The following is a 26,646-nucleotide window of genomic DNA, read 5'->3' as shown; positions in this document are numbered from 1 at the left end:
CTCCAGACAGCCTCATCATTCACTTATCCTTTAAACCGATATAACGGCTCTCGAGAGGCATAACGTTCATCTGTTCTGCTTCAAAGGAGTATCAATTGATTTCAACTTGCGACAAAAGGATAAAGGGACTGTGGAAAGCAGGCATGCACAAAAAACCCATACAAAGAAAAGCAGGAACGGTGCAAGGAGGCAACGGCTTCCCGCAGCAAACCACTTGGGAGTCTCAGCGAGGCGTATGCTTGACAGACGGGGACAGCAGCTTATTAAAAAAGACCACAACCTCTTAAAGAAAGCGTTGTGGCCTCTTCGTTTTTACTGTTGTGCTTAGAAAGGGTAGCAAACCGGGGTGTCTATTACGCTTACCCATTGGGATTTCGTGAACTCTTCTAAATTAGCAGGGCCGCCGAAACGACCTGAATTCCCAGAGTCCCCGAAGCCCCCAAAGGGAACGTGAAACTCATTGTTAACGGTTTGGTCGTTAACATGGATCATGCCAGCGGGGATTCTCTCGGCAAGCTTCATAGCGCGACCGATGGAGCGTGAGTGAATACCGGCTGCCAGCCCGTAGGGTGAAGCAGCTATCATCTCTACCAGTTCATCTTCGCTAGAGAAAGTAATCACTGGCGCCACCGGGCCGAATAACTCCTGCTGGCAAGCAGGCATATCGATACGCACATTACTCAACACAGTGGGCCGATAAAACTGATCATGGCTGTGGCCACCGGTGACTAACTTAGCGCCAGCATCTAGAGTTTCAGCAATAATCTTATTAATTTTTGCAAGCTGACTTGCGTTAATTAAAGGGCCAATATCCGAGGCACCAAGATAGGGATCTGCGACCCTAAGTCGCTCGGCACGTTCGGCTAATCTGCTGATATATTCTTCGGCAACACTGTGATGAACGAAGTGTCTGCCAGACTGCATGCAAATTTGGCCCTGATGGAGATAGGCTCCCCACGCCCCATGTGATGCCGCTGCTTCTATATCTGCATCATCAAGCACAATAAATGCGTTGTTTCCCCCCAATTCCAAAGCGGACTTTTTGAGTAACTCTCCACAAGTTCTACCTATCTTTTTACCCACGTTGGTTGAACCGGTGAAAGAAATCATAGCGGTCATCGGATGCTCCACCAAAGCTTCTCCAGCCTCAGCACCGCCTGGAAGTACGTGTAAAATACCAGCGGGAAGACCAGCCTCCTCGAAAAGCCTGGCAATAAGTAGGCCGCCAGTTACTGCGCTCTGAGGGTCCGGTTTTAGGACAACGCTATTACCCACGGCTAGAGCTGGGGCCACAGAACGCATAGCCAACAGCAACGGGAAATTCCAGGGTGTGATAACTCCCACTACTCCCAACGGGACACGTCGACAAGTATTGCGTCGACCGGCGACAGTAGAGGGCAATGTGATACCGTCGGGCTGCATCGTCATTGCAGCCGCCATGTTCAGTTGCTCGTGGGCAGCATACAGCTCAGCTTCGGCCTTGGGAGCAATAGAGCCACACTCTCGAATATTCCACTCGATAAACGTATCTTTGTGCTGGAGAATCAGTTCTGCTGCTCGGCGTAAAATCTTGCCTCGCTGATCAAATGGTAGTTTAGCCCAATGGGGTTGCTGCTTCTTTGCTTCCGTAACAGCTGAGCGAATGTCATCACCACTCCCTAGCGCAATCTTAGCTAAAACATGGCCTGTTGCTGGCTCAACAACGTCACTGGCGCCTCCTGTGGATTCACACCACTCATTTAAGTAGACCTTATTACTGAACATTTCTGTGCAAAAGAACTTACTCATTATATTTTCTCCTTCTAATTTTTATTAGTAATAGATTAAAGTGTTTGTTTTTCTCTTCGAGTTTGACCAATTTCAGACCAAACTGCCCATACCGCAGTGATAATCGAGATAGCGATAAAAAACAGTGGTATTGGTCGCGTCAGCAGAGGTAAATAGCTATTGCCATATACCACTAACCCGCTGCGTAGACTCTCTTCAGCCATTGGTGTCAAAATGAAAGCAATGATTAATGGGCCAAGTGGAACTTTTGCGCGAACCAGAATATAACCTAAACAGGCAAACCCGCTCATCGCTAAAACATCAAAAAATCGGCCTGATACTGAGTAGGCACCGATAAAGCAGAAGATAATAATTGGAGGTAAAAGCCAAGCTTTATCAACATACATCATCCGAGAAATCAATGGAGTAGCAAACCACATAACCACTAACATGATGATATTGGCTGACAGCACTCCTGCAATAATGGTATAGGCGACCCCCGGATTTTGGACAAACAGGAGAGGTCCAGGATTCAAATTGTGCATTACCATCGCACCTAAAAGAATAGCGGTCACCACTGAACCAGGTATCCCTAGTGTAATAAGCGGCACCAAAGACCCTACAGTTCCGGCATTATTAGCCGACTCAGCGGCGACAATACCTTCACTGCAACCACTGCCAAACTTTGAGGGATTCTTTGAAAATCCTTTAGCTACAGAATAGGAAGCAATTGAGGCAGTCGTACCCCCAATTCCCGGAAGAATACCGATCCAGGTGCCAATAATGGAAGATCTTAAAAAATTCCATCGATTTTCTTTAAAGTCTTTGGCGCTAAAGGTTACCTTCTTAGAGCTACTTTTCTTTTGGGTAATACTGTTACTTTTATTACCGCTATCGATCAACACTTGGCCCAGAACTAAAAGACCCAACATAACGGGTAATAAATTAAAGCCATTGTCTAATTCTGCGACGCCAAACGTCAGCCTTAACGACCCTGAGATAGGATCAATACCAGGTAGCGCAAACAAAGCACCCAGCGCGGCGGCAAGAAGCCCATTCATGAAACTTCCTTTAGAAATAGCAGCAATGAGTGTAAGAGCCACCACGGTCATGGAAAAAATTTCATAAGGGCCGAACCGAACTGCTAAGGTCGAAAGCAGTGGCGATAACGTCGTTAACACCAGCCATGCGAACATACCACCTATAAAAGAAGCGATAACGCCAAGTCCCAAAGCACGTGCCGGCTCGCCTCGTTGCGCCATGGGGAAACCATCTAGCGTCGTCATTATGGCCGATTCAGTGCCTGGCATTCGCATCAAGGTGGCACTGATCAACCCCCCTGTTGTTGAACCAATGTACATGGCAACCAGCAGTATAAGGGCATCTGTTGCTTGCATGTAATAAGTCATTGGCAGTGCTAAAGCGATCACCATCGCACCCGACAAGCCTGGTATTGAGCCGATTAATATTCCCACTACAGTGCCAATAAGCACCCACATTATTCCCGATAGAGAAAAGACTTCAAGATATGCGCCAATCATAATTACCGCCTATTAAAATAACATCAAAAGCTGAAATACAAAATCTCGGTCACGACGTAATCCAACATGAGCGAGAAAGCCATTATAACCACGCTCTGAATAGCAAAGTTTCTTAAGCTGCTAGGCTTTTTAAGAAAGGCTATTGCCAACAACATAAACAGAAATGCACTTATCCAAAATCTAATGTTAAAAAAACAAACTAAGACCACAAAAATGATAAAAATAAGCAGCATACCAAAAGATTTTAGCAAGCTAAACTGACTTTCTTCATCATCCTCAACAATTAATTTTTTTTCCTTTTCAGCAAAGATCCGTAACACTTTAAAAACAACTAGAAAGATAGTAATAAAGGCTATACCACTTGGAAAAGCAGCAGCTCCCATAGGCTCGTACGTGGGCTCCGGAAGCCCTCTTGCGCCAATTAAAATTAATACGCCTATCGTTAACGATAGGACTAAAAAACTTATTTCATATCGGAGCCTGAATATAGTGATCATTGGGCTCTCCAAAGGGTTGTGCCATAAAGCGGAAATAGGTGTATACCTACTTCCACTTTCCACTTATTACTTATTACTAGTTAATTGGACAAGCTACCTTTTACAGCATCTGCTACTTCCACAAATGACGCATACTCGTTATCGATAAGATCTCTGAGTTCTTCACCCCTAACAATTTTTAATACTTCACCAGACTCTGCTAGATATGCCTGCACTTCTTCGCTGTTGGCTGCTGCTTCAATGGTATCCGCCAATATGTCAACATGTGCTTGTGGGGTGCCCGAAGGTGCCCAGTAACGTCTGTTTAAGCAAGCGGTTACGTCATATCCTTGCTCTTTGGCCGTTGGCAAATCTGGCGCAAAGTCATAACGCTCATCCCCTAATACCGCAAGGGGCCGTATTTTCCCCGCCGCCCGCTCTAACCATAGAGGGGAGAGCAACGCCATTTGTGTAAAGCCACCTTGCAATGAGGTAAAACGGGCTGACGTTGCGCCGGCTGGAACAATCGGCCACTGAACGCCTGCTGCATTCATCAGCTGTGCGGAAGGAAAGTGAGTAGCTCCGCCAATATCGTCCGCCTGACGGAAATCGCCAGGATTCTCGTTAATATCACTGAACATCTCATCTAGATTGGTATAGGGAGAGTCCTCATTAACCGCAACAAACATACAAGCTTCGCTAACTTGTATGATGGGTTCAAAATCTTCTGGCGTGTAATTGACACGCTCAATGGCGGACGCAGCGAACATTTCTTGGTGTATTTGCAAAATGGTGTAGCCGTTAGGGTCCGATGCTAACAACTGTCGCGTACCCACGGCGCCACCCGCCCCTGGGGCATTGACCACCACAATGGGCTCTGGGAGCAGATTATTGTTATTAGCAAATAGCTGAATAGCACGAGCCAAACCATCAGTTCCACCACCCGCGCCAAAAGGAACAATCAGCCGGATAGGTTGGGCTGGATAACTTTCCGCTGCGAGTCCTGTAGAGGCGGTTGTCATCGCTACCGTTGTTAAGAGAGCAGTCATAAGAGGCTTCATAATTATTTTCCTATTATTATTGAATGATTATCCAGTGCGGGCTAACGCTTAGTAATTACTTTCCCATTCCTCGTGAAGTCGGCATCTGGGCAAGTTCTTTTAATGCATCTTGCTTTAATGTAAAGCCAAGACCTGGCCCACTGGGAGCGTGCAGGAAACCGTTCTCCGGTTTTGGTAAACCAGTGAAAATTTGTTCCAAACATTTGACGGCGAAAATATGGTATTCGACCATTCCACCGTTTCTTACACCAGCATGTAGATGAAGATTATGGAAAGGCCATGCGCCCCCATTGTCTATACCGGTGTTAAACGCTTCCGCCATACCCGCAATCTTGGCACACTGTGTATAGCCACCACTAATGGCTACATTGGGCTGCAGAATATCTAGAGAGTCGTTTAGCAGCAGCTGCTTAAATTTTGACGACTGTCCTTCATTCTGACCGCCGGCTAATGGAATGCGAGTTCGAGAACGCAGTTGGTTTAGCTGCTGGGGATCATTACCGATTAACGGCTCTTCAAAGAAAGATATATTGTACTCTTCAACCCGTTCAGCCAACCAAGCGGCGTGATAAGGGTCAAGGTTACAGTTGGCATCAATGAAAATCTCAGCCTCTTCGCCTATTGTTTCCCTGAGGATTTCGACTCGACGGACATCGTTACGAACGGCTTCTAATACCGGCCTGGGCTCGTCGCGGCGTTTAAGTGCATTATGGCCCACGACCATTTTAAACTTGTTAAATCCTTTTGACTGCCACGTTTTTGCGACCTCTCCCAACTGATCATTATCAAAGAAGTCAAAACCGATGGTCGCGTAGGTGATAACTTTGTCCCGGGCGCCTCCTAATAGCTTCCAGATTGGCTGGCTTAGCGCTTGGCCCTTGATATCCCATAATGCAATGTCCACAGCTGCTATCGCATGGCAGGCATAACCTGATTGGCCACGCGGTGTTAGCAGCCAATATAACTTATTCCAGACTCTATCTGTACAAAGTGGATCTTCACCGATTATTGCAGGTGCAATAATATTGTTGATGGTAAATGCGATGACTTCTTCTTCCGTAATAGCCGTCATACCCACGCCGACTAGGCCATCATCCGTAGTCACCTCCACCACGCAAATGCCTAGTGTGGCTGTTTTAGTTTTGCCACAGGAAGAAAACTCTGCCGGCACATTAACCGCCGTCGCTTTGACATCTACAATTTTCATAAATTAAATACTCCTACTGCTTTATTGTTGAGAGGCATGTTCAACTAAATCGCTGTTTAACTGATTCACGGTGGAGCAACCCAATTGCTTCATACATCCTTCAAACTCCTCCTTGAGAATAGTCAGCGCTTTAAACGCGCCCTCCTCGCCTGCCGCAGCGAGTCCGTAAAGAACAGCACGTCCAATTAATACCGAGGACGCCCCAAGCGCTTTAGCTTTGGCAATATCTCTTCCTCGACGGATCCCGCCATCCACTAAAATATGCCTATCAAGGGTTTGCGAGCTTATTTTTGCAAGTGCATCCACAGGGCTTATCGTTGTATCTAGCTGCCGTCCACCATGATTTGAAAGAACGACTCCATCAATGCCATATTGCTGGCATTTTTCAATATCTTCCTGGTGTAATATACCCTTTAAAATGATTTGGCCGGGCCACAAATCGCGGATCGTCGCTAGATCATTCCAGGTAAAAGCGGCATCCATAGATCGACGAAGTAAAGCAGCCCGTGCCTCAGGAGAAAGCTCTTCATTGGATAAGTTGCCAAGCTTAGGAGTACCATGTTTTAAGTAATCCATCGCCCAAGCCGGGTGGGTGATACCATCGAAAATCGTTTTTAGATTGTAGCGCATAGGTAAACCAAAGCCATTCTTTAGGTCCCTTTCACGCTTACCGTTAAATACGACATCTGTCGTAATAATCAGCTTACTGTAATCCAAATTTTTGGCTCGTTTAACCAAGCTCGTTGCTAGTGTCTTCTCAATTACATAGAGCTGAAACCAGTGCTCTCCATCGGCTTGCGCTGCGACAGTTTCAAGCGAGTCATTTGACGCTGTGGATAACACAAAGGGAATACCCACACGAGCGGCAGCACGAGCCAGAGCGATATCACCATTTGGCCAAAATAATGAATTCAGGCCTGTCGGGGCGACTACACCAGGAAACGACGCCGGACTACCTAGAATTGTCGTCGTTGGGTCAACCGTGGAAAGATCGACTAAGCGGCGGGGCTTGAACTTCCACCGGTCATAACTGATGTTATTTTCAGTTAGATCGCATTCATCTTCTGCCCCACCCTCAAGATAATCAAAGACAATCTTAGGAAGACGAGCCTGGGCCGCCCGACGCATGCCTTTTATGTTGTGAATTTTATTTAGGCGAGACATTCTTAAACTCTCTCAATCGTAGCTTCGATGAGTACAGGCACATTACCTGTAATAGCGTTGTCGAAAACTTGGGAGAATTCTATGCGGGTTGAGACCTTATGAGCCTCAATGCCGTACCCCTCTGCCAGTCGCACGAAGTCGACACCATCTATTTCGATGCCAGGTACATTTTGAGTCTTAAATTGTTGGCTGAACCACTTCAGCGCGCCGTATCCACTGTTATTGATGATGACGAAGATAACGGGAATCTGATATCTTGCCGCTGTCCACAGCGACGTTATGCTGTAGTGGGCGGAGCCATCCCCGATGAAGGCAACGACTGGTCGTCTCGGGTTTGCCAGTTTTACGCCGAGGGCAGCAGGCATAGCAAAACCTAGACCTCCAGCAGCCGCAAAGTAGTAGCTACCAGGTTCCGTCATGCTGACTCTTTCCCATAATGTGGCAATAGTAGATGTGGCTTCATTTAAGTAGACAGTATTGCTAGGTGCCATAGCATCCACTATGTCGAAGATAGCGCAAGCGTCAAGCTGGCTGTGATTAACCTCAAGACGCTTAATAGTCCTGCGAAAATCAGGGCAGTTACTTGATCGCTCTCTCGTACTTTCTAAAAGGCAAGACAGTACGGCATCAACATTAGCCACAATGGCATCGCCAACCGGTGACCTGGCTGCTTCTTGCGCATCGCCAGTCACCAAGAACAAGCTCGCACCTTCTGGAAGCAGGTCGCCAGGGTCATTCTGATGATAACGAAAAACTGGGCCCCCAAGGACTACAATCAGGTCGTGTCCATGTAGCTTATTTGCAAGGCTCGCTTCACCGGCAGGGAGTATTCCTGCGAAACAGTGATGATTAGTTGGGAACGGGCAGCGAGGCGCAGATGGCGCCACCCAAACTGGGGCGTGTAGTTTGTCAGCGAGCAGAGCAGCTTTGTTATTACAACGCTGTGCGTCTACTTCAGGCCCGAGTACTAGCACGGGATTGGAGGCTTGATCCAGCGCTTGCAATAACGGCTGAATCTCGTCTATACGAGGGGCGCCAAAATGGACAACCTTACGTTTAGCTAGGTGAAGGGCATCATGCGCGATGTGTTGGTCCCAATCGTCATAGGGAATAGAGACATAAACAGGGCCCTTAGCCGGGGACATAGCGCAGTGCAGTGCACGACTAATGGCATGGGGCACTTCTTGGGCACTAAGGGGTTCATAGCTGCCCTTCACTAGTGGCATTGGCAACATGATCGCACTCGAATTCTTCAGCAACGGGTCGGAATAAACCATCGTTCGAGCCTGTTGACCAGCGGTAACCACGAGTGGGGCATGTGAATTCACTGAGTTGCTTAAAGCACCCATAGCATTCCCAGTACCCGCCGCGGCATGCAAGTTAACGAATCCTGGCAATCCTGTGGCCTGAGCGTAGCCTTCAGCCATACCTATTGCGACGCCTTCATGCAGGCACAAAATGTACTCAAAATCGGCTGGGAAATCTTTGAGAAAACTAAGCTCATTGGAACCAGGATTACCAAATACCTTGCTAACTCCGTGTTCTCTAAGAATTTGATAAACAGCATCTTTTACAGTTGGATATGATGTTTTTTCCACTAGGATAAATCTCATTTATTTTGTTTAACTCAAACATATCACTGGTTATTTATTTGAACAAATCAATACTTTTTGCTACTTTATATAGATACTATCTATACAGAAGGCAGGTCGTAATGAACCCCAAAGTCGACTTAAATCTCATTAAAATATTTTTAGCTATATATGAGACTGGCAGTGTAAGTGGAGCCGCAAAAAGAGTGCATCTAACACAGCCATCAATCAGCTATTCACTATCCCGACTTCGCGCTCTTCTGAACGATCCTTTGTTTCATCGAACACGAGATGGAATGCAACCCACCTTTTCGGCAGATAAACTTTACGACACTTTTCGTACATCTTTAATGAATATCGAACTAGCAATTGCATCAACCAGAGAGTTTAACCCCCTACTTTCTCAACGAACATTCAGAATTGCATTATCAGATTTAGGAGAGGTATTTCTCCTTCCTATTTTAATGCAAAACTTCCGGGATATAGCGCCTAGCATTTCTATTGAAGTGATTCCTATGGAAGTAGATCAGGTTGAAGATTGGTTATTAAAAGGACGTATCGATGCAGCGATTGGAAATTTAACCTTTCTCAAGGGAAGAGTAAATTCACTATCTATTTTCGAAGAACTTTACACTTGCCTTGTCTGTGCAAACCATCCACGGATAGGTGAACTACTTACATTAGAACAGTTTCTCGATGAAAGTCATGTATGCGTATCACGCACTACAGGACACTCAATTGTTGAAGATATATTAAAAAAAATGAAAATTTTTCGCCATATATCACTTACCATTCCCCACTTTTCTGTGTTGCCTAGCATTATACCTAACAGTGAGGTTATTGCTTGTCTTCCGAGCAGGGTTGCTGGGATGTTTGCTAAAAACGGGGACACAAGGGTTATGAACATACCTATAGAATTACCAACTTTTGAAGTTGGAGTATATTGGACAAATCAGCTTGACGATACAGTTGCACAACAGTGGCTTACCCAGACCATTCACCGCGTACTGTTAAACATATAGAAGCATATTTTTGGTAAGTAAAAAACTCTTAATATAAAAATATATTATCTATTAAACCCCCTACATCAAGATAGTGATTAAATAGCCACCAGCTCTGCATAAAGTCATTATCTCACCTCAGGTGTAAAAATAATTAATCAACGTATAATGTTTTCTGGAGCAGGCCCTCCGGCACTTTTATCAGATGCGATTCGCAATAATGCCGTAATGCAAAAATAGGTACGAGCCAAGGAGAATAACTATTATCGATTTGCAGAGTTGGTGAAAGTTCAGCTGCTTTTATTGGCAATCTTACCGGTGAAGATAAGATCAAAGTCCTTGGTTTCGAATATTGCCGAGACGACAACACCCAATACCAACGCCCAAAAGGTAGCGCCAATACCGAGAATCTGGATGCCGGAAGCGGCAATTAGAAAAGCGAACAACGCGCCGATTTCATGTTTCTTGCCAGAAAAAGCGATGGCCATCGACGAGGTAATTACACGCATAAGTGCCAGCCCAGCGATAATGGCAATAAAATAGCGCGGAGTGGCCTCAAGTAGGCTGATCACATAGCCATAAAAGGGTGCGGCAATCACAAAGATAGCCCCGGCAATCACCGCTGCTACCCAACGCTTATCGTGAGTACCCGCCTCCGGTGATGCACAGATGCCAGTCATCGGTGCGGCAATACAGGTACTGTGCAAATTGAAAAAGGCTGACACGATAGTGCCTAGGCCACCCACAGCCGTTATCCCATTGGCTGGCACTTCCTTGTAACCCATCCCCTTCACTAAGCCGACGCCAGCGGGTGTCTCCATTCCCATCAGGATGATGGCAAGCGGCAGACCATAAGTTAGCAAAGCGCCTAAAGTGAACTCTGGGACAATGAACTCGGGAAACCGAATGGTCGCTTCGATACCGGACAGGTCAACGCCGGTCGCTATTAGGTACAGAATTCCCGCCAACATCGCCACAATCAGTGGTGGAATCTTACGAAAGAGCCGCGCGGAGATGAAAAAAGCCAGAATCATAATGGAGGCTGGCACAATAGCGCTCTCCAGCGGCTTAACCATGTTGAGCCCGAAACTAAGTAGCATGCCACCCACCATACCCATGACGATCGGCATCGGTATTAAGCGCATCACGATGCCCATCACACCTGTCAAACCGGCCACCAATGCGATAGCCCCGGCAATGAGACTTGCCCCTAAGGCGGCTTCCAATCCCACCACAGGAATGACTGCAGCGAACATTAGTGCACCGGGGATAGAGTTAGCCATCGGCAGCGGCAATCGATAATAAGCCGGCATGACCAAGCCAAACAGGCCATTGATCATCAGATAACTGATCACCCAAATCATGATAAAGGAGGAGTCTAGGCCGGCAGATGTGCCGGCACTAATGTGTACGACCCCAACGCTGAGCCCTAAGATTCCCGCGACTAAGCCTGTACTGGCGTTGTCAGCATTGAGGTCGCGCAGAAAATCGCGGGGCGCATGCCTTAGGCTGACGCCTTGCTCAATATGTTTCACGGTTTGCTCCAGGAGATTATTGTGCTTAGAGTTATAAATTAATGCTTTAGTTAGAATTATCTGTATCTAGGTCAATGCTAAGCAGCCAACTGCTAACCAAGGTCTCCGCCGGCAACAGGTAGTACGCTACCGGTAATGTAACTGGCCTCATCGGAAGCAAGAAACAAAATAGGCGCAACCATTTCATCTAGCGTGCCATAGCGGCTCATTAAGCAGCTCTGCTTGGTCTGATCGATATGTGCCTGAAACCAGTCCTTTTCGTTCTCGTTACTAGGCTCCGGCGTTCCTCGTGAAATACGCCGCGGCGGTGCTTCGGTGCCCCCTGGTGCCGTTGCGACTACCCGGATACCATGCTCGGCATACTCGAACGCTAGCGATGCGGTCATCGCATTGACTCCACCTTTCGCTGCCGAGTAAGGGATACGGTGAATACCCCGCGTCGCCGCTGAAGAGACATTGACGATAACGCCACTGCCCTGCGCTACCATGCTTGGTAGCGCCGCGCGACAGCACCAAAGCGTGGGCATCAAGGAGCGGTTAATTTCTGCCACAATTTGCAATTCGCTAAACTCAGTAAATGGCTTGAAGTTAATCGCACCACCTACGTTGTTAACCAGAATATCGATATGTCCGAATTTAGCGAGCGTCGCCTGCATCACTTGCTCCGCGCCATCCCACGTTTCCAAATCGGCTTGCACTGCGATCACTTCACCACCCTGTTTGCTGATCTCAGCCACAACCTCGTGAATTTCATCAGCGCGGTCCACCAGAACCAGCCGCGCACCTTCAGCGGCTGCACGCTCGGCAACCCGATGCCCAATCCCTTGAGCAGCCCCGGTGACGATCATTACCCGATCTTGAAAACGTGGATCGTCAAAACGTTGATAGCTCATACACACTCTCCCACTTGGTTGGGGGTGAACTTCTCATAGTGGAAGCTCTGCGGCTCGATCCCTTCAGCGTCAAAATACTTCAGGACGGCATCAACCATCGGTGGCGGGCCGCATAGGTAAACATCGACATCACCGTCATGCATCACGTTGGCATCCATGTGGTGGGTCACGTAGCCTTTGCGTGTGTGGCTGCTGGCTTGGTCGACTACTACGCTAGCGTAAGTGAAACTAGGCAGCTTCTCGGCGAAAGCGTCTAAATCGTCAGTTTTGACTAGGTGGCCATCTTTATTGACGCCGTAGATCATATGAATTGGCGCGTCACAGCCCTTATCGGCCATTTGTGCCAACATAGACAGAAACGGTGCCAAGCCCGTGCCTCCAGCCAGCATGAGCACCGGGCGCTTCACTTCTCGCAGATAGAAGCCTCCCAGCGGGCCGGTCAGCGTCAGCTTTTCGCCCACCGTCGCGCGCTCGGTTAAATAGCCGCTCATCACCCCATTGGGAATGTTACGAATTAAAAAAGTGGCGCGCTTATCCCCTGGCAAGGAGCTGAAAGAGTAGGAGCGGTGCACCTCAGTACCGGGCACATCAATATGAATGTACTGCCCCGGCAAAAAGGCGAGACCCTCGGCATCGTCCAAATCAACGGCTAGTTCAATACTATCTTCGGAAAGTTGCTCAACCGCTGCTACCGTGCACTCAACCTTGCCCACCTGTGTTTTACACAGCGTGGATGCCACTGGCACTTGAATAACGCAGTCCGAAGAAGGCACCATTTGGCAAGTAAGCACCTGACCTTCGGCGGCTTCCTCTTCAGAAAGTGCATCCTCCAAGTACTCATCACCCATGTCGAATTCACCCTGTTCGCAGTGGCCTTTGCAGGTACCACATACGCCGTCAGAGCAGTCCATCGGCAGGTTAACTTTTTGCCGGTAAGCGGCGTCGAGAACGGTTTCCCCCTCTTTACAGCCGATGAACCGGGTCACGCCGTCCTCAAAGTTGAGGGCAATGGTATAACTCATGGTTAACTCTCCTCTCTCCTCAGGTCACACGTGATACACGTCGATAACCTGATGGATATAGTCGTTATTCAACTGCACGACTTTTCTTGTGATCAGCGGGACTTCGCCCGATACGTCCAGGGTGTAAAAGCATGTACCAAAGAAGCTGTCGGTCTTCTTGTAACGGTGGTTGAGCGTGTGCCAGTTAAAACGTAACTCCACCGTGTCGCCGTCTTGCGACAGGATCTCGAGGTTGTTCACCTGATGTGTGGTGCGCGGCTCAGGCGTGCTCGCCCCGCTGCGCTCGGTCTTGATCCGGTAAACCCGATCTTCTAGCCCTTCGCGGTTGGGATAGTAGATCAGCGAGATCTCACTGTGCGGGTCTTGAGTTAGCTGGTCATCGTCGTCCCAGGCAGGCATCCAGAACTCGGCGTCTTTGCGGTACAGCGTGAGCCACTCATCCCACTCGCGGTCATCTAGCAGGCGACCTTCGCGGTACAAAAAGGTTTGGAGTTCATGGTAGGTGATGCTCATGTCAGTTCTCCCCTTCGGTCTTAGGCAGACGCAGTCGCAATGAACTGGCGACGCTCGTTGTCGATGGCACGCAGCATTTCCTCGACCCAGTGTTTGTGATGCATCACGTAAAGGCCTTCATCTTCCGGAGAGGCGCCACTGAGCAGGGGTTTCATGTCGATCGCTTGGGCATTTTCATCAGCGCCTTCGATCCATTGTTTGGCCCCACGGGAGAGATCGTTCCATTCGGCTAGCGCGCCGTTGTAGCCTTCTTGACAGGCGCGGAACTCTTCCAGATCGTCGGGGGTACCCATGCCAGAGACGTTGAAGAAGTCTTCGTACTGGCGGATGCGTACACGCCGGTCTTCAGCGGACTCCCCTTTAGGAGCGAAGCAGTAAATGGTGACTTCGGTTTTATCCACGGCGATGGGGCGCAGCACGCGGATTTGCGTGGAGAACTGGTCCATCAGGTAGACGTTGGGATAGAGACAAAGGTTGCGCGTCTGATTAACGATGGAGTCAGCTCGCGCGTCACCCAGATGCTCCTCAATCCAGTCTTTGTGCTGGTAAACAGGGCGCACTTCAGGGTTGAGCAGCCGCGTCCACAACATCACGTGGCCGTTTTCGTAGGAGTAGAAACCGCCTTTGCTCTTGGACCAGCCATCGGCGTCCACGGATTTAGTACCGCCCGCGTCGTAGTTGCGGCGCTCCATGGTGGAGGCGTAGTTCCAGTGAACGGAGCTGACGTGATAGCCGTCAGCGCCGTTTTCGGCCTGCAGCTTCCAATTACCGTTATAGGTATAGGATGAGGTTCCGCGCAGGATTTCCAGACCGTCGGGGGCTTGGTCGACAATGTTGTCGATCATCTTGGTGGTTTCACCCAGGTGTTGTTCCAGCGGTTGTACATCGTCGCTCAGACTGCCGAACAGGAAGCCTTTGTAGTTTTCAAAGCGCGGCAGCCGCTTGAGGTTGTGAGAGCCCTCTTGCTTAAAGTTGTCGGGGTAGGCGCCGACCTTTTCGTTTTTGGCTTTGAGTAATTGGCCGTCGTTTTTAAACGTCCAGCCGTGGAACGGACAGGTGAAGGTGCCCTTATTGCCACGCTTTCGCCGACATAGAGTAGCGCCCCGGTGAGCACAGGCGTTAATCAGGCCATGCAGTTCCCCCTGCTTATCCCGGGTAATCACAATTGGCTGGCGGCCAACGGTGGTGGTGAAGTAATCACCCGGTTCGGCAACCTGGCTTTCGTGCGCTAAAAACACCCAGTTGCCTTCGAAGATGTGCTTTAACTCAAGTTCGAAGAAGGCGGGGTCGGTAAACATGCTGCGGTGGCAGCGGAAGATGCCCTGGTCAGGGTCGTCTTGGACGGCGCCGCGGACGCGGGCTTCGAGCTGATCAAGCCGTGTGGTCATGATCTCTCTCCTCGTATTTATTATGTCGTGCTGTAAGTTTTCGCTACAGTGGGCCAAGGGGAAGGCCCACCTTTATCAAGGCGTAAGGGTTATATCTTGGTGGTACCGGCGGGCGGGCTGGCAAGATCCTGTTCGTCTTCTTTAGCCCGTGGGCGGACGTGACGCACTTGGAGCTCGAGGGCTTCGGTTTTGGCCAGTTCGACGTCGAAAACCACGTCGGAGTAGGGGCCGTCCAGGTCGCGCTTGGCGATCTCTGCGGGGTCTTCAATGCGCTTGCTTTCCACGACCAGCTCTTCACGGGTAGCGAAGGCAAAGTCGTCATAGGTATAGGGATCACCGGCCAGGTTGATCTGGGTGGTCAGGTGCTGGTGGCCTGGAGCGGAGACGAAGTAGTGAATATGCGCCGGGCGTTCGCCGTGGCGACCTAGCGACTTCAGTATCACATCCGTGGGCGCGCCTTCAGGCACCCCATAGCCGGAGGGGATAATGCTGCGCGCCGTGTAACGGCCATCGCTGTCGGTGTAGATCGTGCGGCGCAGGTTGTAGTCGGACTGTGAGGGGTCAAAGAAGGAGTAGCCGCCTTTCGAATTGGTGTGCCAGATCTCGACTTTGGCACCCACAATCGTCGCACCGTCCACATCGCGCACTTGGCCGGTCAGCCACATGGTCTCGCCATCCGGGTCTTGGCCATCGTCCATCCGGCTAAAGCCGTCCGCTTCGGGGGCACCCGCCACATACAACGGTCCTTCGATGGTACGCGGCGTGCCACCAATCCGCTTGGCTTCGGCATCAATGGCGTCTTGGCGCATATCGAGGTAGTGGTCAAAACCAAGGCCGGGGGAGAGTAGGCCGAACTGGGTCTGGCTACCCACGGCATTGAGCAGGTTGACGGCTGCCCAGTACTCTTCCTCAGTGACATCAAAATCATCGATCAGCTTGAACAGGTCGCCGACTAGGCGATGCACAATCTGCTTGGCGCGCTCATTGCCATCGGTCTGATCAAAGCCGGCAACAGCTTTTAGGAAATCTTGGACGTCGGGAGTGCCGAATATCTTCACGGTCATGGTGAAACCCTCAGTTTGTTATAGGGTGTTGTTTTATTAGTAAGTACTGGCGTGTCATATGGGCCTTAGCTGTCGTCGTCACGTACCGAGGAAGGATGACGACACAGCGGCTTGACGCTGATGTCCATATAGGGAAACAGCGGCAGCTTGCTGACCAGCTCTTGCAATTCGGCATTATCGGCGACGTCAAAAATGCTGACATTCGAGTAACTGCCCGCTACTCGCCACAAGTGGCGCCATTTGCCCTGGCGCTGCAGGTCTTGTGAATATGCCTTTTCGGTCGCTTTGATCTTGGCCGCTTGATCGGCTGGCATATCGGTTGGCAACTTAACGGTCATCTCTACCTGAAATAGCATAAATCTCTCCTCTTGGATCACAAGCGAACGCAAACGGTGGCTGGTACGTTGTTATTTACGTGAGTAATAAGCCAATTTATCTTCATCTAATGTAATGCCCAGCCCAACCCCTTGCGGTACCTTCACCCCAAATTCGGTGTAGCTGAGGGGTTCAACGACAATGTCATCTTTTAATAGCAGCGGGCCGAACATTTCAGTACCCCAGTCCATTTCCGGTAGTGTCGCCCAGGCGTGGAGTGAAGCGGCCGTCCCTATGGTTCCCTCAAGCAGTGTGCCGCCATATAGGCCTATGCCAGCCGCTTGAGCGACGTGAGCAAGTTCTAACACACCGTAAATACCTCCGGATTTGGCAATTTTCAGAGCGAAGGCACCACTAAAGCCATCACATACAAGATCTAGCCCATCACGGGCGTCCTGCACCGCCTCATCAGCAAGCATGGGTACGTTGAAGCGGTTAGCTAAGCGAACCAGACCTGCATGTTCGCGGGCGGGAATGGGCTGCTCGATTAACTCAATGCCGGCATCCTGCAGTACCTGAATACCCCGAACCGCCGTGGACTCATTCCATGCTTGATTAACGTCAACGCGAACACTGGCACGATCACCCAGGGCTTCTTTTATAGCCGCCACATGCCTGACGTCTTGATCAACCGGATTGGCCCCAATTTTAAGCTTGAAATCGCAATGCCGGCGCTGCTCTAAACGCAGCAGCGCCTCGTCAATATCTTTGGCGGTGTCACCGCTGGCAAGTGTCCAGAGCACGGGTAAATGTGCTTGGCGCCCACCACCGAGCAGTTCAGAGACACTCAAACCCAGACGTTTGCCCTGAGCATCTAATAACGCTGTCTCTAGTGCAGATTTGGCAATCATATTGCCACGTGCGTGCCGATTAAGACGGGCGCGCAGTTGATGGATATTGTTGGCTGGCTGACCGATCAGCAGTGGTGCTAGGTACGTATCAATATTGCGCTTAATACTCTCGGGGCTTTCCGGACCATAGGCTAGGCCACCGATAGTGGTGCCTTCACCGAGCCCTTCGATACCGTCAGAGTGACGCATACGCACAATGACCATGGTTTGGCAGGCCATAGTGGTCATGGAAAGTTTGTGAGGACGGATAGTCGGCAAATCGACTAGCAGCGTCTCAATATGTTGGATAACGGTTGACATGGCAGCTCCGGCGTCTGGCAATCATTTAACTGGATATCAGTTTGATTGGCGTTAGAAGGCGGAACCAATATTGTTTAGGTGCTTGGCCATACCGAGGAGGTATCACCACCAGACGGGGCTTATTGCCTTTTTTGAATTACCGACACTGTGATTTAGGCAACTATTTATCTATCAAGCTGATTCAGCCTTCACTAAACCCCTATTTTTATATTACAAATCAAAGCATTAAATAGTCACCTGCTAGCTGAAGGACGTTTCACTCACCGTTGAGTGGCGAAACCGATGAAAAATCATCGTGAGGCATTTTAATACACGACGCCTACAAGTAACTATTAAGATACAGGCGCCACAGCATGCTCTTAACCCACTGCCCATCCGTCATTTGTAGAAATAACCAATTGTCTCCTTAGCACATAAAGCTAGAGTTCTTTTGCGACAAAAGAATAAGTCACGGTTAGAAAACCTAACACGGCTCCATGACGGCTTCGTCGTTAAGGCAAAGTGGCTAATTTCTGTCTCGCTGCCATCACGTCATCATGCGGGTCGTGATTCCAGAGCCAGTCAAAGCGAGTTTCTAGGTTCTTGATCAGTTTGTTTTTATCGTCGCCGATGCCTACATCAGCATATTCGTAGACATCCCCGGCGTCATGCGACGTACGTTGTACCTTACAAGCACGGACGCGCCGCACCTGTTCAAACGCGGCTAACACACCACATACGTTGTGGCGATCACAGTCCTCATCCGTTAACAGGCTGGCCAGCACGTAGGCATCTTCCAGCGCTTGGCCAGCGCCAGCACCTTGGTGCGGTACCAATGCATGAGCAGCGTCACCGACAATCAATACACGGTCGCGATGGTAGCGAGTAAGCTCAGGTAACTCATGCAACGCCCAGCGTGTTGGCTGATGAATGCATTCAAGAATCGCTTGGCAAGTTGGGCCCCAGTCGGCAAACACACCCATCATTTCCTCTTGGGTCACGGATTGCACCCACTCCTCCCCCGCCGGCAACGTAGGATTAGATATTGAGCGGTTGGTGATAAAGGCGACCACGTTAATCAATTGCGACTGCTTCACCGGGAACGTCAGAATGTGGCGGTCTTGGCCAAGATACATCTGGGGTACCAGTGCCAGCCGCTTCTCACTACCATTAGCCTCAAGGGCAAGTTCTAACTCGCCGGTAGGAATCATTCCACGGTAGGCGTAGGTACCGCTCCAAAACGGAGCAATCTCGCCATACTGCTCTGGAGGTAAGACATGGCGGCGCACTGCTGACTTGATACCATCAAAGCCAATGATCACGTCGCCAGTAAAGTGTGTGCCGTCATCGAAGTAGGCTGTTGCGCCCCCATCATCTTGCTGTATCTCAACGCAGCGTTTTCCGAAGTGAGCGATGCCCTCAGGTAGATTGGCGACAATAGCATCCAAAAAATCCGCACGGTGTACCGAAGATTGGCCAACGCCTGGCGCTAAGCTGGCCGTTAAATATTCGTCATTGATGCCACGACGCCATTCAAACCAAACATTCTCGAAGGGCGCTGGGGACGAGTCGGCAATCCGTTGATAAGAAGCCTCCAGACCCAACAGCTGAATGGCCTTAACAGCATTAGGCCCAAAGGAGACCCCGGCACCAATTTCGGAGAACTGTCCAGCGGCCTCGAAAAGTTGAATATCCAGGTGATTATGGCGAGATAGCGCGACGGCAAAGGCCACGCCACCGATACCGCCGCCCACAATGCCAACCGAAAGTCGTTTTTGTTGTGCATTCGCTAGTGTATTTTCCACTACCATGTTCTCACTTTGCTCAGGGAGTTATGTTTATCATGTAGAGCATCTACGCTCTGCCCCTAACGCTAATCGTGTAAACAGTCAGTCACCACAAAGCTCCCTTCATTTAGGCTATAAATGGCGCTAATAACAATATGAATCAATTAGTTGAAAGCATTTTCTGTGGTTTTAATAGACTATCGTCGAACAAGCAACAAGGCGCATACTGATGGTTCACCTTGCCAATATCGACCTTAACTTACTGGTAGTTTTTGACCTGTTGTATCAAGAGCAAAATACGCAACGGGGGTTGCGTTGCGCATTGGCATTACACAGCCAGCGGTGAGCCATGCACTAAAGCGTTTACGTCACTTACTGGACGACGAACTCTTCGAGCGCACCTCGCAAGGGCTCCAGCCAACACCACGCGCCAGTCAGCTTCATCCAGGCATTGCAGATGCGTTAGCAAAAATGAATAACACGTTAAACCTGCACGACGTTTTTCACCCAGCGCTGAGTGAGCGCACATTTAATCTCAACATGACCGACATTGGAGAAATTGTTTTTCTACCGCGTTTATTGCAACGCTTCTCACAAGTGGCGTCAGGAGTTTCACTCAGCACTGTACGCAGCCAGCATAATAATTTGAAATACGAGATGGAGGAGGGTCAGATCGATCTAGCCGTTGGCCTGATTCCACAGCTTGGAGCAGGCTTCTACCAACAGCGATTATTTGTACAACGCTATGTTTGCCTGATGCGCCATGACCACCCACTAGCCACAGGCGACTTTAGCCTCGAGGATTTTCGCACATCTCCTCATGCCGTCGTTGTGGCACAGGGAACCGGCCATGGCATTGTAGAAGAACAACTTGCTCGTGCTGGAGTCGTGCGTCCAGTCAGGTTAACGCTGCCGAATTTCGCAGCCATTCCCTATATCGTCAGTAGCAGCGACCTTGTGGTGACGGTAACCGACAAATTAGCCGAGGCGACGCGAGAACGTTTCGGGTTAACCGTACGTGAGCATCCCCTAGCGTTCCCTGAGATTCCGATCAACCTCTTCTGGCATCGTCGCTTTCACCAAGACCCAGGCAATCGCTGGTTGCGGGGGCTTATGTTTTCAATGTTCTCTGAATAAAGCCAACGTTCACGCTGTCATTATGAGATGGGCTTTGCCCATGCTGCACGTGTGCTATGGGCTGCCGTTTTACTGGTAATTTTCCAGACGCCGTCGGCTTTTACCAGGGCAATCACATCGACCCAGGAATCCGCCAAGTTATCGCTATTATCAAAGCCTAGCAGTACGCTGGCGACCTCTCCCGCCTGAGTGACGGCAAGAAAACGACTCTCCACTTTACGGTGGCTAGCTGCCCAGCGCTCGAAACGGTCACTAATCAAGTCTGTCGCCAACTTACCATCAGCGTCCAGAGCAAAAATCCACGCATCTTTATGAAATGCTTCCCGAAGCTTTTCTATACCGCCCTGAAAGCCATCGACATACAGCTGTACAACGCGCTTAATCTCATCAATCTCCGGTGCATCACCCACGACAGTGGCATTTGTCATCTCTTTACTCCTGCTTATTAATTGTCATTTTTGTATTGTTTATAATCTAAGCATCTCACGCGCCTGCTGCCAAGTAGCCACCGGGCGCTGGTACTTGTCGCACAAGGCAACGGTGCGTTCGACCAGTGCAGCATTGGAAGGCGCCAGCGTATCGCGGTCTAAACGCACGTTATCCTCAAGCCCAGTGCGAGTGTGCCCGCCAGAAGCGATCGACCATTCGTTAACCAAGTATTGATTAGCGCCAACGCCCGCGCCACACCACTGGGCATCCGGCGCAAGGCGCTTAAGCGTGTCAATATAGAAATCAAAGGTTGGCTTGTCCGCTGGCATAGCATTTTTAACGCCCATCACAAACTGTACATAAAGGGGTGCTTTAAGCTTGCCTTGTTTGGAGAGTGCGGTCGCTTGATGAATATGCGACAGATCAAACGCCTCAATTTCAGGCTTAATAGCGTACTTGAGCATCTCATCGGCAAGCCATTCCACCAACTGCGGTGGGTTCTCATAAACACGGCTGGGGAAGTTGTTCGAACCCACTGAGAGGCTAGCCATATCAGGTTTAAGCGGCAACATGCCGCCACGCGCCTCGCCCGCGCCAGAGCGACCACCGGTGGAGAGCTGAATAATCATACCGGGGCAGTGTTGCTTGAGCCCTTCCATCAAGCGACCAAACTTCTCTGGATCTGATGAGGGTGTTTGATCATCGTTGCGCACATGGCAGTGGGCAATGGAAGCTCCGGCTTCGAACGCTGCCTGAGTGCTTTCAATCTGCTCTTCTACCGTAATAGGAACAGCAGGATTTTTCTCTTTGCGCGGAAGACTGCCCGTGATGGCGACACGGATAATACAGGGCTGAGACATGACCACCTCTAATGTTCTTATTACGAACATTAATTTGTAATACGAACAAAATAAGCCAGATATGAGCAAGCGTCAAACCCAATTCGCGGTTAAACGGCAACAGCAGAGACTGTTTAGAATGAGACATCGAATACAAGAGGAACGATGGTATAGAGCGCCACGATGATCACCAGCAGGCCGATCACATTGAGCCAGATACCAGCGCGTATCATACTCTTGATCGGCAGGTCTCCCGTCGCAAAAGCCACGGCATTGGAAGGTGTCGCGACGGGCAACATGAAGGCGCAACTAACCGCAAATGTCACCACGATAGTCATCAGGAAAGGATCAATATCCAGACCAACGGCGATGGCCCCCATAATGGGGAAAAAGGCCGCCGCCGTGGCAGTATTGCTGGTCAATTCGGTCAATAAGATGATTACTAAAGCGGTAACAGCCAGGACTAGAATCGGTGGAAAACCTGCTAAACCGGACACACTTTCGCCGACCCAGGCACTCAGCCCGGTAGCCGTAAATTGGGCAGACAAGGTCAGGCCACCTCCAAATAGAATAAGCACACCCCACGGCACATCACGGGTAGCCTTCCATTCCAGCAGCGCTCCCTGCCCCTTCGTCGCCGGGATTATGAACATCAAGATGGCTGCCAGGATGGCAATGCTAGTGTCGTTGATATTCGTCAGCCAGGGCAGTGCCGATTGTACGACAGAGAGTTGACCGATCAGCGGTACGCAAACCCAAAAGAAAACTGCGCCAGCGAAGACCATCAATACCCGTTTCTCCTCCGTTGAAAGCCGCCCCATGGCTTTGAGTTCGGACTCAATCATCTCGCGGCCACCCTCAATATCCTCGACTTCAGCACGAAACACGATCTTGTTAAGCACAAACCACGCTGCGATCAGCATAGTAGTGGAGAAAGGCACCCCCAATAGCATCCAGTGCCCAAACCCAATACTAAGCTCGTGGGTGTTTTCCATATAAGCACGCATAAGCGCCATAGGCGGCTGACCGATCAGTGTAGCCATGGAGCCAATGGTGATGGCATAAGCAATGCCCAGTAGTACCGCTGCAGAAAACTTGGGTGTGTCATCACCATTACCCAGAGACTTCACTAACGCGATAATCGAGCCTCCTATCGGCACCATGATGACCGCGGTAGCCGTATTGCTCACCCACATAGTGATAAACCAGCTAGCGAACATCAGGCCGAAGACGATCTGAGCGGGCTTAGTGCCGACGGTAAGAACCGTCAGTAACGCGAAGCGCCTATGTAAGTTCCAGCGCTGCGTTGCCAAACCTAGCAAGACACCCCCTAGCACAAGAAAGACAATGCTATGAGCATAGGGCGAGGCAGTCTCACTAACCGAGGCAATGTCAAAGAACGGAAAGAGCACCAAGGGTAGTAGCGACGTAACCGGAATGGGTATGGCTTCTGTCATCCACCACGTGGCCATCAGCATAGCGATGCCCGCCACAAGACGGGCATTGAACGCTAATGTCTCGGGCAGTAGGAAGAAAACGACCAAACTGATAGCAATGCCCATCATGAGCGATAACGGCTTAAAAGTAGCAGCTTCTGCGGGGGAAACCGGCTCGACGGTTTCAATGGGTTGCGACATGGTATGTGTTTACCTGCAGTAGAAATAACGATTGCAGATGAGTGTTACGACTGACGTGCCGCGCCGCCAATACCTCTCAGGTTGCCTTGCATACCTAACTCAGCAATAGCACCTGGCGACTGAGAGGGCTCGATAATCAAAAAAATCAGATAGTTAATAGCGACAACCATTAGCCCTATAATCAAAGAGCTGATGGCTATTGCATGGAATATAGGCTATCGCTCTGAGCTGCGACGTATAGCTTACGACTAATGGATGCTTGAACCGAGTCGCTGACTAAAGCGAAAGCAGCAATTCTAAACACTAAAAAGTGTTGAGGTTCTGGAACATCCTGCTCAGGCACTGATTGATATGGACAATGTCTTGCTTGCTAAAATCGGCAAACGCTTTTTCCACTAAACGGCTAGTGACTTGTCTAGCAATACCTAATTTTTCCTCACCAGTGTCGGTAAGCTCCACTTCAGTGACTCGTCCATCCTGCGGACTGGCTTCCGTTTTGAGAAAACCCGACTCCTGCATGCGGTATACGATTTTTGTTATAGTTGACAGTTTGGCTGCCGCGTGTACTGATATATCCGACATGCTAAGGCGCCCATGTTCATGTAGGATCATGAGAATGCGCCATTTAGACGAGCTAAGCCCATGCGGTTTCAGTAGCGTATCAACATCAGCACTGTATTTAGCATTCAGCCTTACGACCCAATAAAAAGGAAAATCACGCGAGCGGAAGGCATCGGCAAGAGGGTAAAAGGAAGACGATAATTCATCCTTGTCGACCATATGAGTCACGCCATCAAAAAAATAGTGGATTATTCTAGCATATATCTACTTAAGTGTAAGCGGCTGCCGCTTCTACGCATTCGGCGTGCAATTAATCGGTTCGTCCGATAAAGCCCCGACTTCATGCCCTAAAACCAGCACCATGTCCGGTGTGTTGTTGAGGTGAATCATGGGTACCACATCGTTTCTGCTTCAGAAGCACGACATCCTACACACCGATTCACGGGACGCCATTCACGAGCGTGTTACCCAATATCTGTGCCCACATCGCATGCGTCTGTTCGACGGCCCCAAGCTTGCATCACGCTTAAGTGCTGTCAGTTTTGAACAATTGGCGATTATCGAGCTGCAATATGGCGCTAATGTAGAAATCGACCCCACCGAAGAGTCAAACGTTTATCTCTTTCGTATCACTCTTGAAGGCCAGGGAGCCATCGTCTACAACGACCGCCAAGTAAGCATGGTTCAGGGCGGCGTTACCGTTACCTCTCCCTACCAACATGCCCTCATTCAAACATCGCAGAACTGCCATAATATTATTGTTCGAGTACCTCGCCATCAGCTGGAGCAACGGCTATCACGCCAGCTAGAACAGCGACTTGGTTTCCCGCTTATTTTCGACCACTACTTTCCCGCTCATTATCCCGGTACGGGCTTTCTGCTGGATACTATTAAGTATTTTGCCCGTCTTACCGATACACTCCCCAAGCACCATGATCAGTGCCAACAAGTAAAGCTGATGACAAACTACCTGTATGACAGCCTGCTAGGCATGTTCGAGCATAACTACAGCAGCGAATTAAAGGATATTGCATCGCCACTTCCACACTATGTAAAAAGCGCCAAAAAGCATATTGATCAGCACTTAAAACAGAGTATACAGCTCGCGGCTTTAACCCACATAGCTGGGGTGTCGACACGGACTTTGCAGTACGGATTTCAGCAATTTCTGGGGCTCTCTCCCAAAGCGTATTTTACTCAACAGCGTATCAAAAGCGTGCACCAAGCACTGATTGACGCACCCAGAGGCCGCCGTGTGACCGATATTGTTCTGGAACACGGCATTAATAGCCTTGGGCACTTCTCCCAACAATATAAAGAAGTCTACGGGAAAACACCGGTGCAAACACTGCAGTTGAATCGTAATCACACAAGCAGCGAGGCAACTTTCATTTTGCCATGAGCCCGCCGACCTCTACTCCTTAGCGCGATACTCCTCTATCAGCTCATTCATTCTTTCTGCAAAAGCGTACGCTGGCAGCCCCTCCTGCTCTACTTCCGACAAAATGACGTCATTGACCTGAGCAAGCTGCTCATTCCAGCGGGATGCCTCATCATCAGAAAGCGCTATCACCTCAACCCCTTCTTCTTGCTGTGCCCATTCAAGCGATTGCTGTATGTGTTCATCAAGATATTGGCCAGTAAAAGCAGCCATCTCCGGCCCTAGCTCCTCGATAACTGACTGCACATCATCAGGAAGCGTGTTCCACTTTTCTTTCGACATCAGCGCCGCAAATATGGTGTTGGTTAAGGGGTAATCGGTCACGTACATTGCAAGACGCGCGAACTGTAAATCCCTCAGCACTTCTCGAGAAGACGCATATCCATCAATGATGCCGGATTGGAGTGCCTCTCCGGTATCGGCCTGCGACATGCCGACGGCGGTTACACCCAGGGCCTCAAGTGCTCTTGAGTTATCACCGGAGATTCTAATTTCTAACCCCTCCAGATCTTCCAGCTGACGAATTGGATCGATAGTCTGAAAATACGCAGGCTCTGAGGTAAAGGCTGTGATGACTTTGAAATCTTCGAGCTCGGGCATTTGGTCACCAAACTCTTGAATCAGTTGGTAAGTCATCCGGCTGGCGATGTCTGAATTGACCTCTTGCCCCGTTAGGCTGCCCGCCAAGTTGATAAGAGGGAAACGGCCCGGTTCATAAGAAGTAGCGGATAGCCCAATATCCGCTACTCCATTCAGTACACCGTCGTACATGTTGCTGGCGGTGAGTAAAGAGCCGCCCTGAAAAAGGGCAACTTCAACACGCCCATTAGTACGTTCATTGACCTCCTTCGCCCAACGCTCCATCTGAACGGCAGGGAAGCTTTGTGCCGGGGCGAAGAAAGCGTAGTTCAGCGTAATCACCTCCGGCGTATCACTGCTCTCGTCCGCTACATCCGCCTGCTCTGCTTCGCTACAACCTACCAACACTACTGCAACCAATAGGGCCGGCAAACTTTTTGTCCATTTACTGACGTGCATTATGGCCATCCTCGGAAAGAGCCCACAAGGAGCATAAAGGGGCTCCCG

24 protein-coding genes are annotated in these 26,646 nt (G+C 49.8%); 3 read left to right on the top strand and 21 right to left on the bottom strand.

The window, feature by feature from the left end:
* Positions 1–324: 324 nt before the first annotated feature.
* From ACT3RP_RS15405 to mdlC, 7 genes are all read right to left on the bottom strand, one after another.
* Positions 325–1,788, bottom strand: a complete 1,464-nt coding sequence (locus ACT3RP_RS15405) for a benzaldehyde dehydrogenase (RefSeq protein ID WP_483394119.1) — start codon at positions 1,786–1,788, stop codon at positions 325–327.
* 35 nt (positions 1,789–1,823) lie between these two features.
* The gene (locus tag ACT3RP_RS15400; RefSeq protein ID WP_483394118.1) at positions 1,824–3,308 is read right to left on the bottom strand and encodes a tripartite tricarboxylate transporter permease; all 1,485 of its coding nucleotides are present in this window, start codon (positions 3,306–3,308) and stop codon (positions 1,824–1,826) included.
* A 23-nt stretch (positions 3,309–3,331) separates the two neighbouring features.
* Entirely contained in the window at positions 3,332–3,805 is a 474-nt protein-coding gene (locus ACT3RP_RS15395) for a tripartite tricarboxylate transporter TctB family protein (protein ID WP_483394117.1), read from the bottom strand.
* 80 nt (positions 3,806–3,885) lie between these two features.
* Entirely contained in the window at positions 3,886–4,845 is a 960-nt protein-coding gene (locus ACT3RP_RS15390) for a tripartite tricarboxylate transporter substrate binding protein (RefSeq protein ID WP_483394116.1), read from the bottom strand.
* A 55-nt stretch (positions 4,846–4,900) separates the two neighbouring features.
* Positions 4,901–6,052 (bottom strand): mandelate racemase/muconate lactonizing enzyme family protein, encoded by a 1,152-nt coding sequence (locus ACT3RP_RS15385; protein WP_483394115.1) that lies wholly within the window; start codon positions 6,050–6,052, stop codon positions 4,901–4,903.
* Positions 6,053–6,073: 21 nt separating this feature from the next.
* Positions 6,074–7,216 carry an alpha-hydroxy-acid oxidizing protein gene (locus tag ACT3RP_RS15380; RefSeq protein WP_483394114.1) on the bottom strand — a complete coding sequence of 381 codons (1,143 nt, stop codon included), beginning with the start codon at positions 7,214–7,216 and terminating at the stop codon, positions 6,074–6,076.
* 2 nt (positions 7,217–7,218) lie between these two features.
* On the bottom strand, positions 7,219–8,814 hold the full coding sequence (mdlC, locus tag ACT3RP_RS15375) for a benzoylformate decarboxylase (RefSeq protein ID WP_483394113.1): 1,596 nt from the start codon (positions 8,812–8,814) through the stop codon (positions 7,219–7,221).
* 116 nt (positions 8,815–8,930) lie between these two features.
* Between mdlC and ACT3RP_RS15370 the strand changes: the two genes are divergently transcribed.
* Entirely contained in the window at positions 8,931–9,830 is a 900-nt protein-coding gene (locus ACT3RP_RS15370; RefSeq protein ID WP_483394112.1) for a LysR family transcriptional regulator, read from the top strand.
* A gap of 269 nt (positions 9,831–10,099) precedes the next feature.
* Here ACT3RP_RS15370 and ACT3RP_RS15365 read toward each other — a convergent pair whose 3' ends face one another.
* The 9 genes from ACT3RP_RS15365 to salA form a co-directional block, all read right to left on the bottom strand.
* Positions 10,100–11,344 (bottom strand): benzoate/H(+) symporter BenE family transporter, encoded by a 1,245-nt coding sequence (locus ACT3RP_RS15365; RefSeq protein WP_483394111.1) that lies wholly within the window; start codon positions 11,342–11,344, stop codon positions 10,100–10,102.
* A 92-nt stretch (positions 11,345–11,436) separates the two neighbouring features.
* Positions 11,437–12,237, bottom strand: a complete 801-nt coding sequence (gene benD, locus ACT3RP_RS15360; RefSeq protein WP_483394110.1) for a benzoate diol dehydrogenase BenD — start codon at positions 12,235–12,237, stop codon at positions 11,437–11,439.
* On the bottom strand, positions 12,234–13,259 hold the full coding sequence (benC, locus tag ACT3RP_RS15355) for a benzoate 1,2-dioxygenase electron transfer component BenC (protein WP_483394109.1): 1,026 nt from the start codon (positions 13,257–13,259) through the stop codon (positions 12,234–12,236). The genes benD and benC overlap by 4 nt, the downstream gene beginning before the upstream one ends.
* Positions 13,260–13,283: 24 nt before the next feature.
* Complete coding sequence (gene benB / locus ACT3RP_RS15350) at positions 13,284–13,772, bottom strand: benzoate 1,2-dioxygenase small subunit (RefSeq protein ID WP_483394108.1); 489 nt, start codon at positions 13,770–13,772, stop codon at positions 13,284–13,286.
* 20 nt (positions 13,773–13,792) lie between these two features.
* The gene (locus ACT3RP_RS15345; RefSeq protein WP_483394107.1) at positions 13,793–15,160 is read right to left on the bottom strand and encodes a Rieske 2Fe-2S domain-containing protein; all 1,368 of its coding nucleotides are present in this window, start codon (positions 15,158–15,160) and stop codon (positions 13,793–13,795) included.
* An 89-nt stretch (positions 15,161–15,249) separates the two neighbouring features.
* Positions 15,250–16,224, bottom strand: coding sequence for a catechol 1,2-dioxygenase (gene catA, locus ACT3RP_RS15340; protein ID WP_483394106.1), 975 nt, complete (start codon positions 16,222–16,224; stop codon positions 15,250–15,252).
* Between the two features lie 65 nt (positions 16,225–16,289).
* The gene (gene catC, locus ACT3RP_RS15335) at positions 16,290–16,580 is read right to left on the bottom strand and encodes a muconolactone Delta-isomerase (protein WP_483394105.1); all 291 of its coding nucleotides are present in this window, start codon (positions 16,578–16,580) and stop codon (positions 16,290–16,292) included.
* A gap of 51 nt (positions 16,581–16,631) precedes the next feature.
* Positions 16,632–17,750 carry a muconate/chloromuconate family cycloisomerase gene (locus ACT3RP_RS15330; protein ID WP_483394104.1) on the bottom strand — a complete coding sequence of 373 codons (1,119 nt, stop codon included), beginning with the start codon at positions 17,748–17,750 and terminating at the stop codon, positions 16,632–16,634.
* Between the two features lie 491 nt (positions 17,751–18,241).
* Positions 18,242–19,540, bottom strand: coding sequence for a salicylate 1-monooxygenase (gene salA / locus ACT3RP_RS15325; protein WP_483394103.1), 1,299 nt, complete (start codon positions 19,538–19,540; stop codon positions 18,242–18,244).
* 291 nt (positions 19,541–19,831) lie between these two features.
* Here salA and ACT3RP_RS15320 point away from each other — a divergent pair, with 291 nt between their 5' ends.
* On the top strand, positions 19,832–20,653 hold the full coding sequence (locus tag ACT3RP_RS15320; protein ID WP_483394102.1) for a LysR family transcriptional regulator: 822 nt from the start codon (positions 19,832–19,834) through the stop codon (positions 20,651–20,653).
* 20 nt (positions 20,654–20,673) lie between these two features.
* Here the strand turns inward: ACT3RP_RS15320 and ACT3RP_RS15315 are convergent, their stop codons facing one another.
* The 4 genes from ACT3RP_RS15315 to ACT3RP_RS15300 form a co-directional block, all read right to left on the bottom strand.
* The gene (locus ACT3RP_RS15315; protein ID WP_483394101.1) at positions 20,674–21,081 is read right to left on the bottom strand and encodes a nuclear transport factor 2 family protein; all 408 of its coding nucleotides are present in this window, start codon (positions 21,079–21,081) and stop codon (positions 20,674–20,676) included.
* A 39-nt stretch (positions 21,082–21,120) separates the two neighbouring features.
* On the bottom strand, positions 21,121–21,942 hold the full coding sequence (locus tag ACT3RP_RS15310; protein ID WP_483394100.1) for a 3-oxoadipate:acetyl-CoA acetyltransferase: 822 nt from the start codon (positions 21,940–21,942) through the stop codon (positions 21,121–21,123).
* Positions 21,943–22,055: 113 nt separating this feature from the next.
* Complete coding sequence (locus tag ACT3RP_RS15305; protein ID WP_483394099.1) at positions 22,056–23,558, bottom strand: SLC13 family permease; 1,503 nt, start codon at positions 23,556–23,558, stop codon at positions 22,056–22,058.
* A gap of 303 nt (positions 23,559–23,861) precedes the next feature.
* Positions 23,862–24,338 (bottom strand): MarR family winged helix-turn-helix transcriptional regulator, encoded by a 477-nt coding sequence (locus ACT3RP_RS15300; protein ID WP_193063127.1) that lies wholly within the window; start codon positions 24,336–24,338, stop codon positions 23,862–23,864.
* 169 nt (positions 24,339–24,507) lie between these two features.
* Between ACT3RP_RS15300 and ACT3RP_RS15295 the strand changes: the two genes are divergently transcribed.
* Entirely contained in the window at positions 24,508–25,521 is a 1,014-nt protein-coding gene (locus ACT3RP_RS15295) for an AraC family transcriptional regulator (protein ID WP_483394098.1), read from the top strand.
* 12 nt (positions 25,522–25,533) lie between these two features.
* Here the strand turns inward: ACT3RP_RS15295 and ACT3RP_RS15290 are convergent, their stop codons facing one another.
* The gene (locus tag ACT3RP_RS15290; RefSeq protein ID WP_483394097.1) at positions 25,534–26,598 is read right to left on the bottom strand and encodes a TRAP transporter substrate-binding protein; all 1,065 of its coding nucleotides are present in this window, start codon (positions 26,596–26,598) and stop codon (positions 25,534–25,536) included.
* Between the last annotated feature and the right edge of the window lie 48 nt (positions 26,599–26,646).

Origin of the sequence: Halomonas sp. AOP5-B2-8 (assembly GCF_052376475.1) — a bacterium.
Lineage (GTDB): Bacteria > Pseudomonadota > Gammaproteobacteria > Pseudomonadales > Halomonadaceae > Vreelandella > Vreelandella casei.
This window is presented reverse-complemented; position numbering and strand designations above follow the sequence as displayed.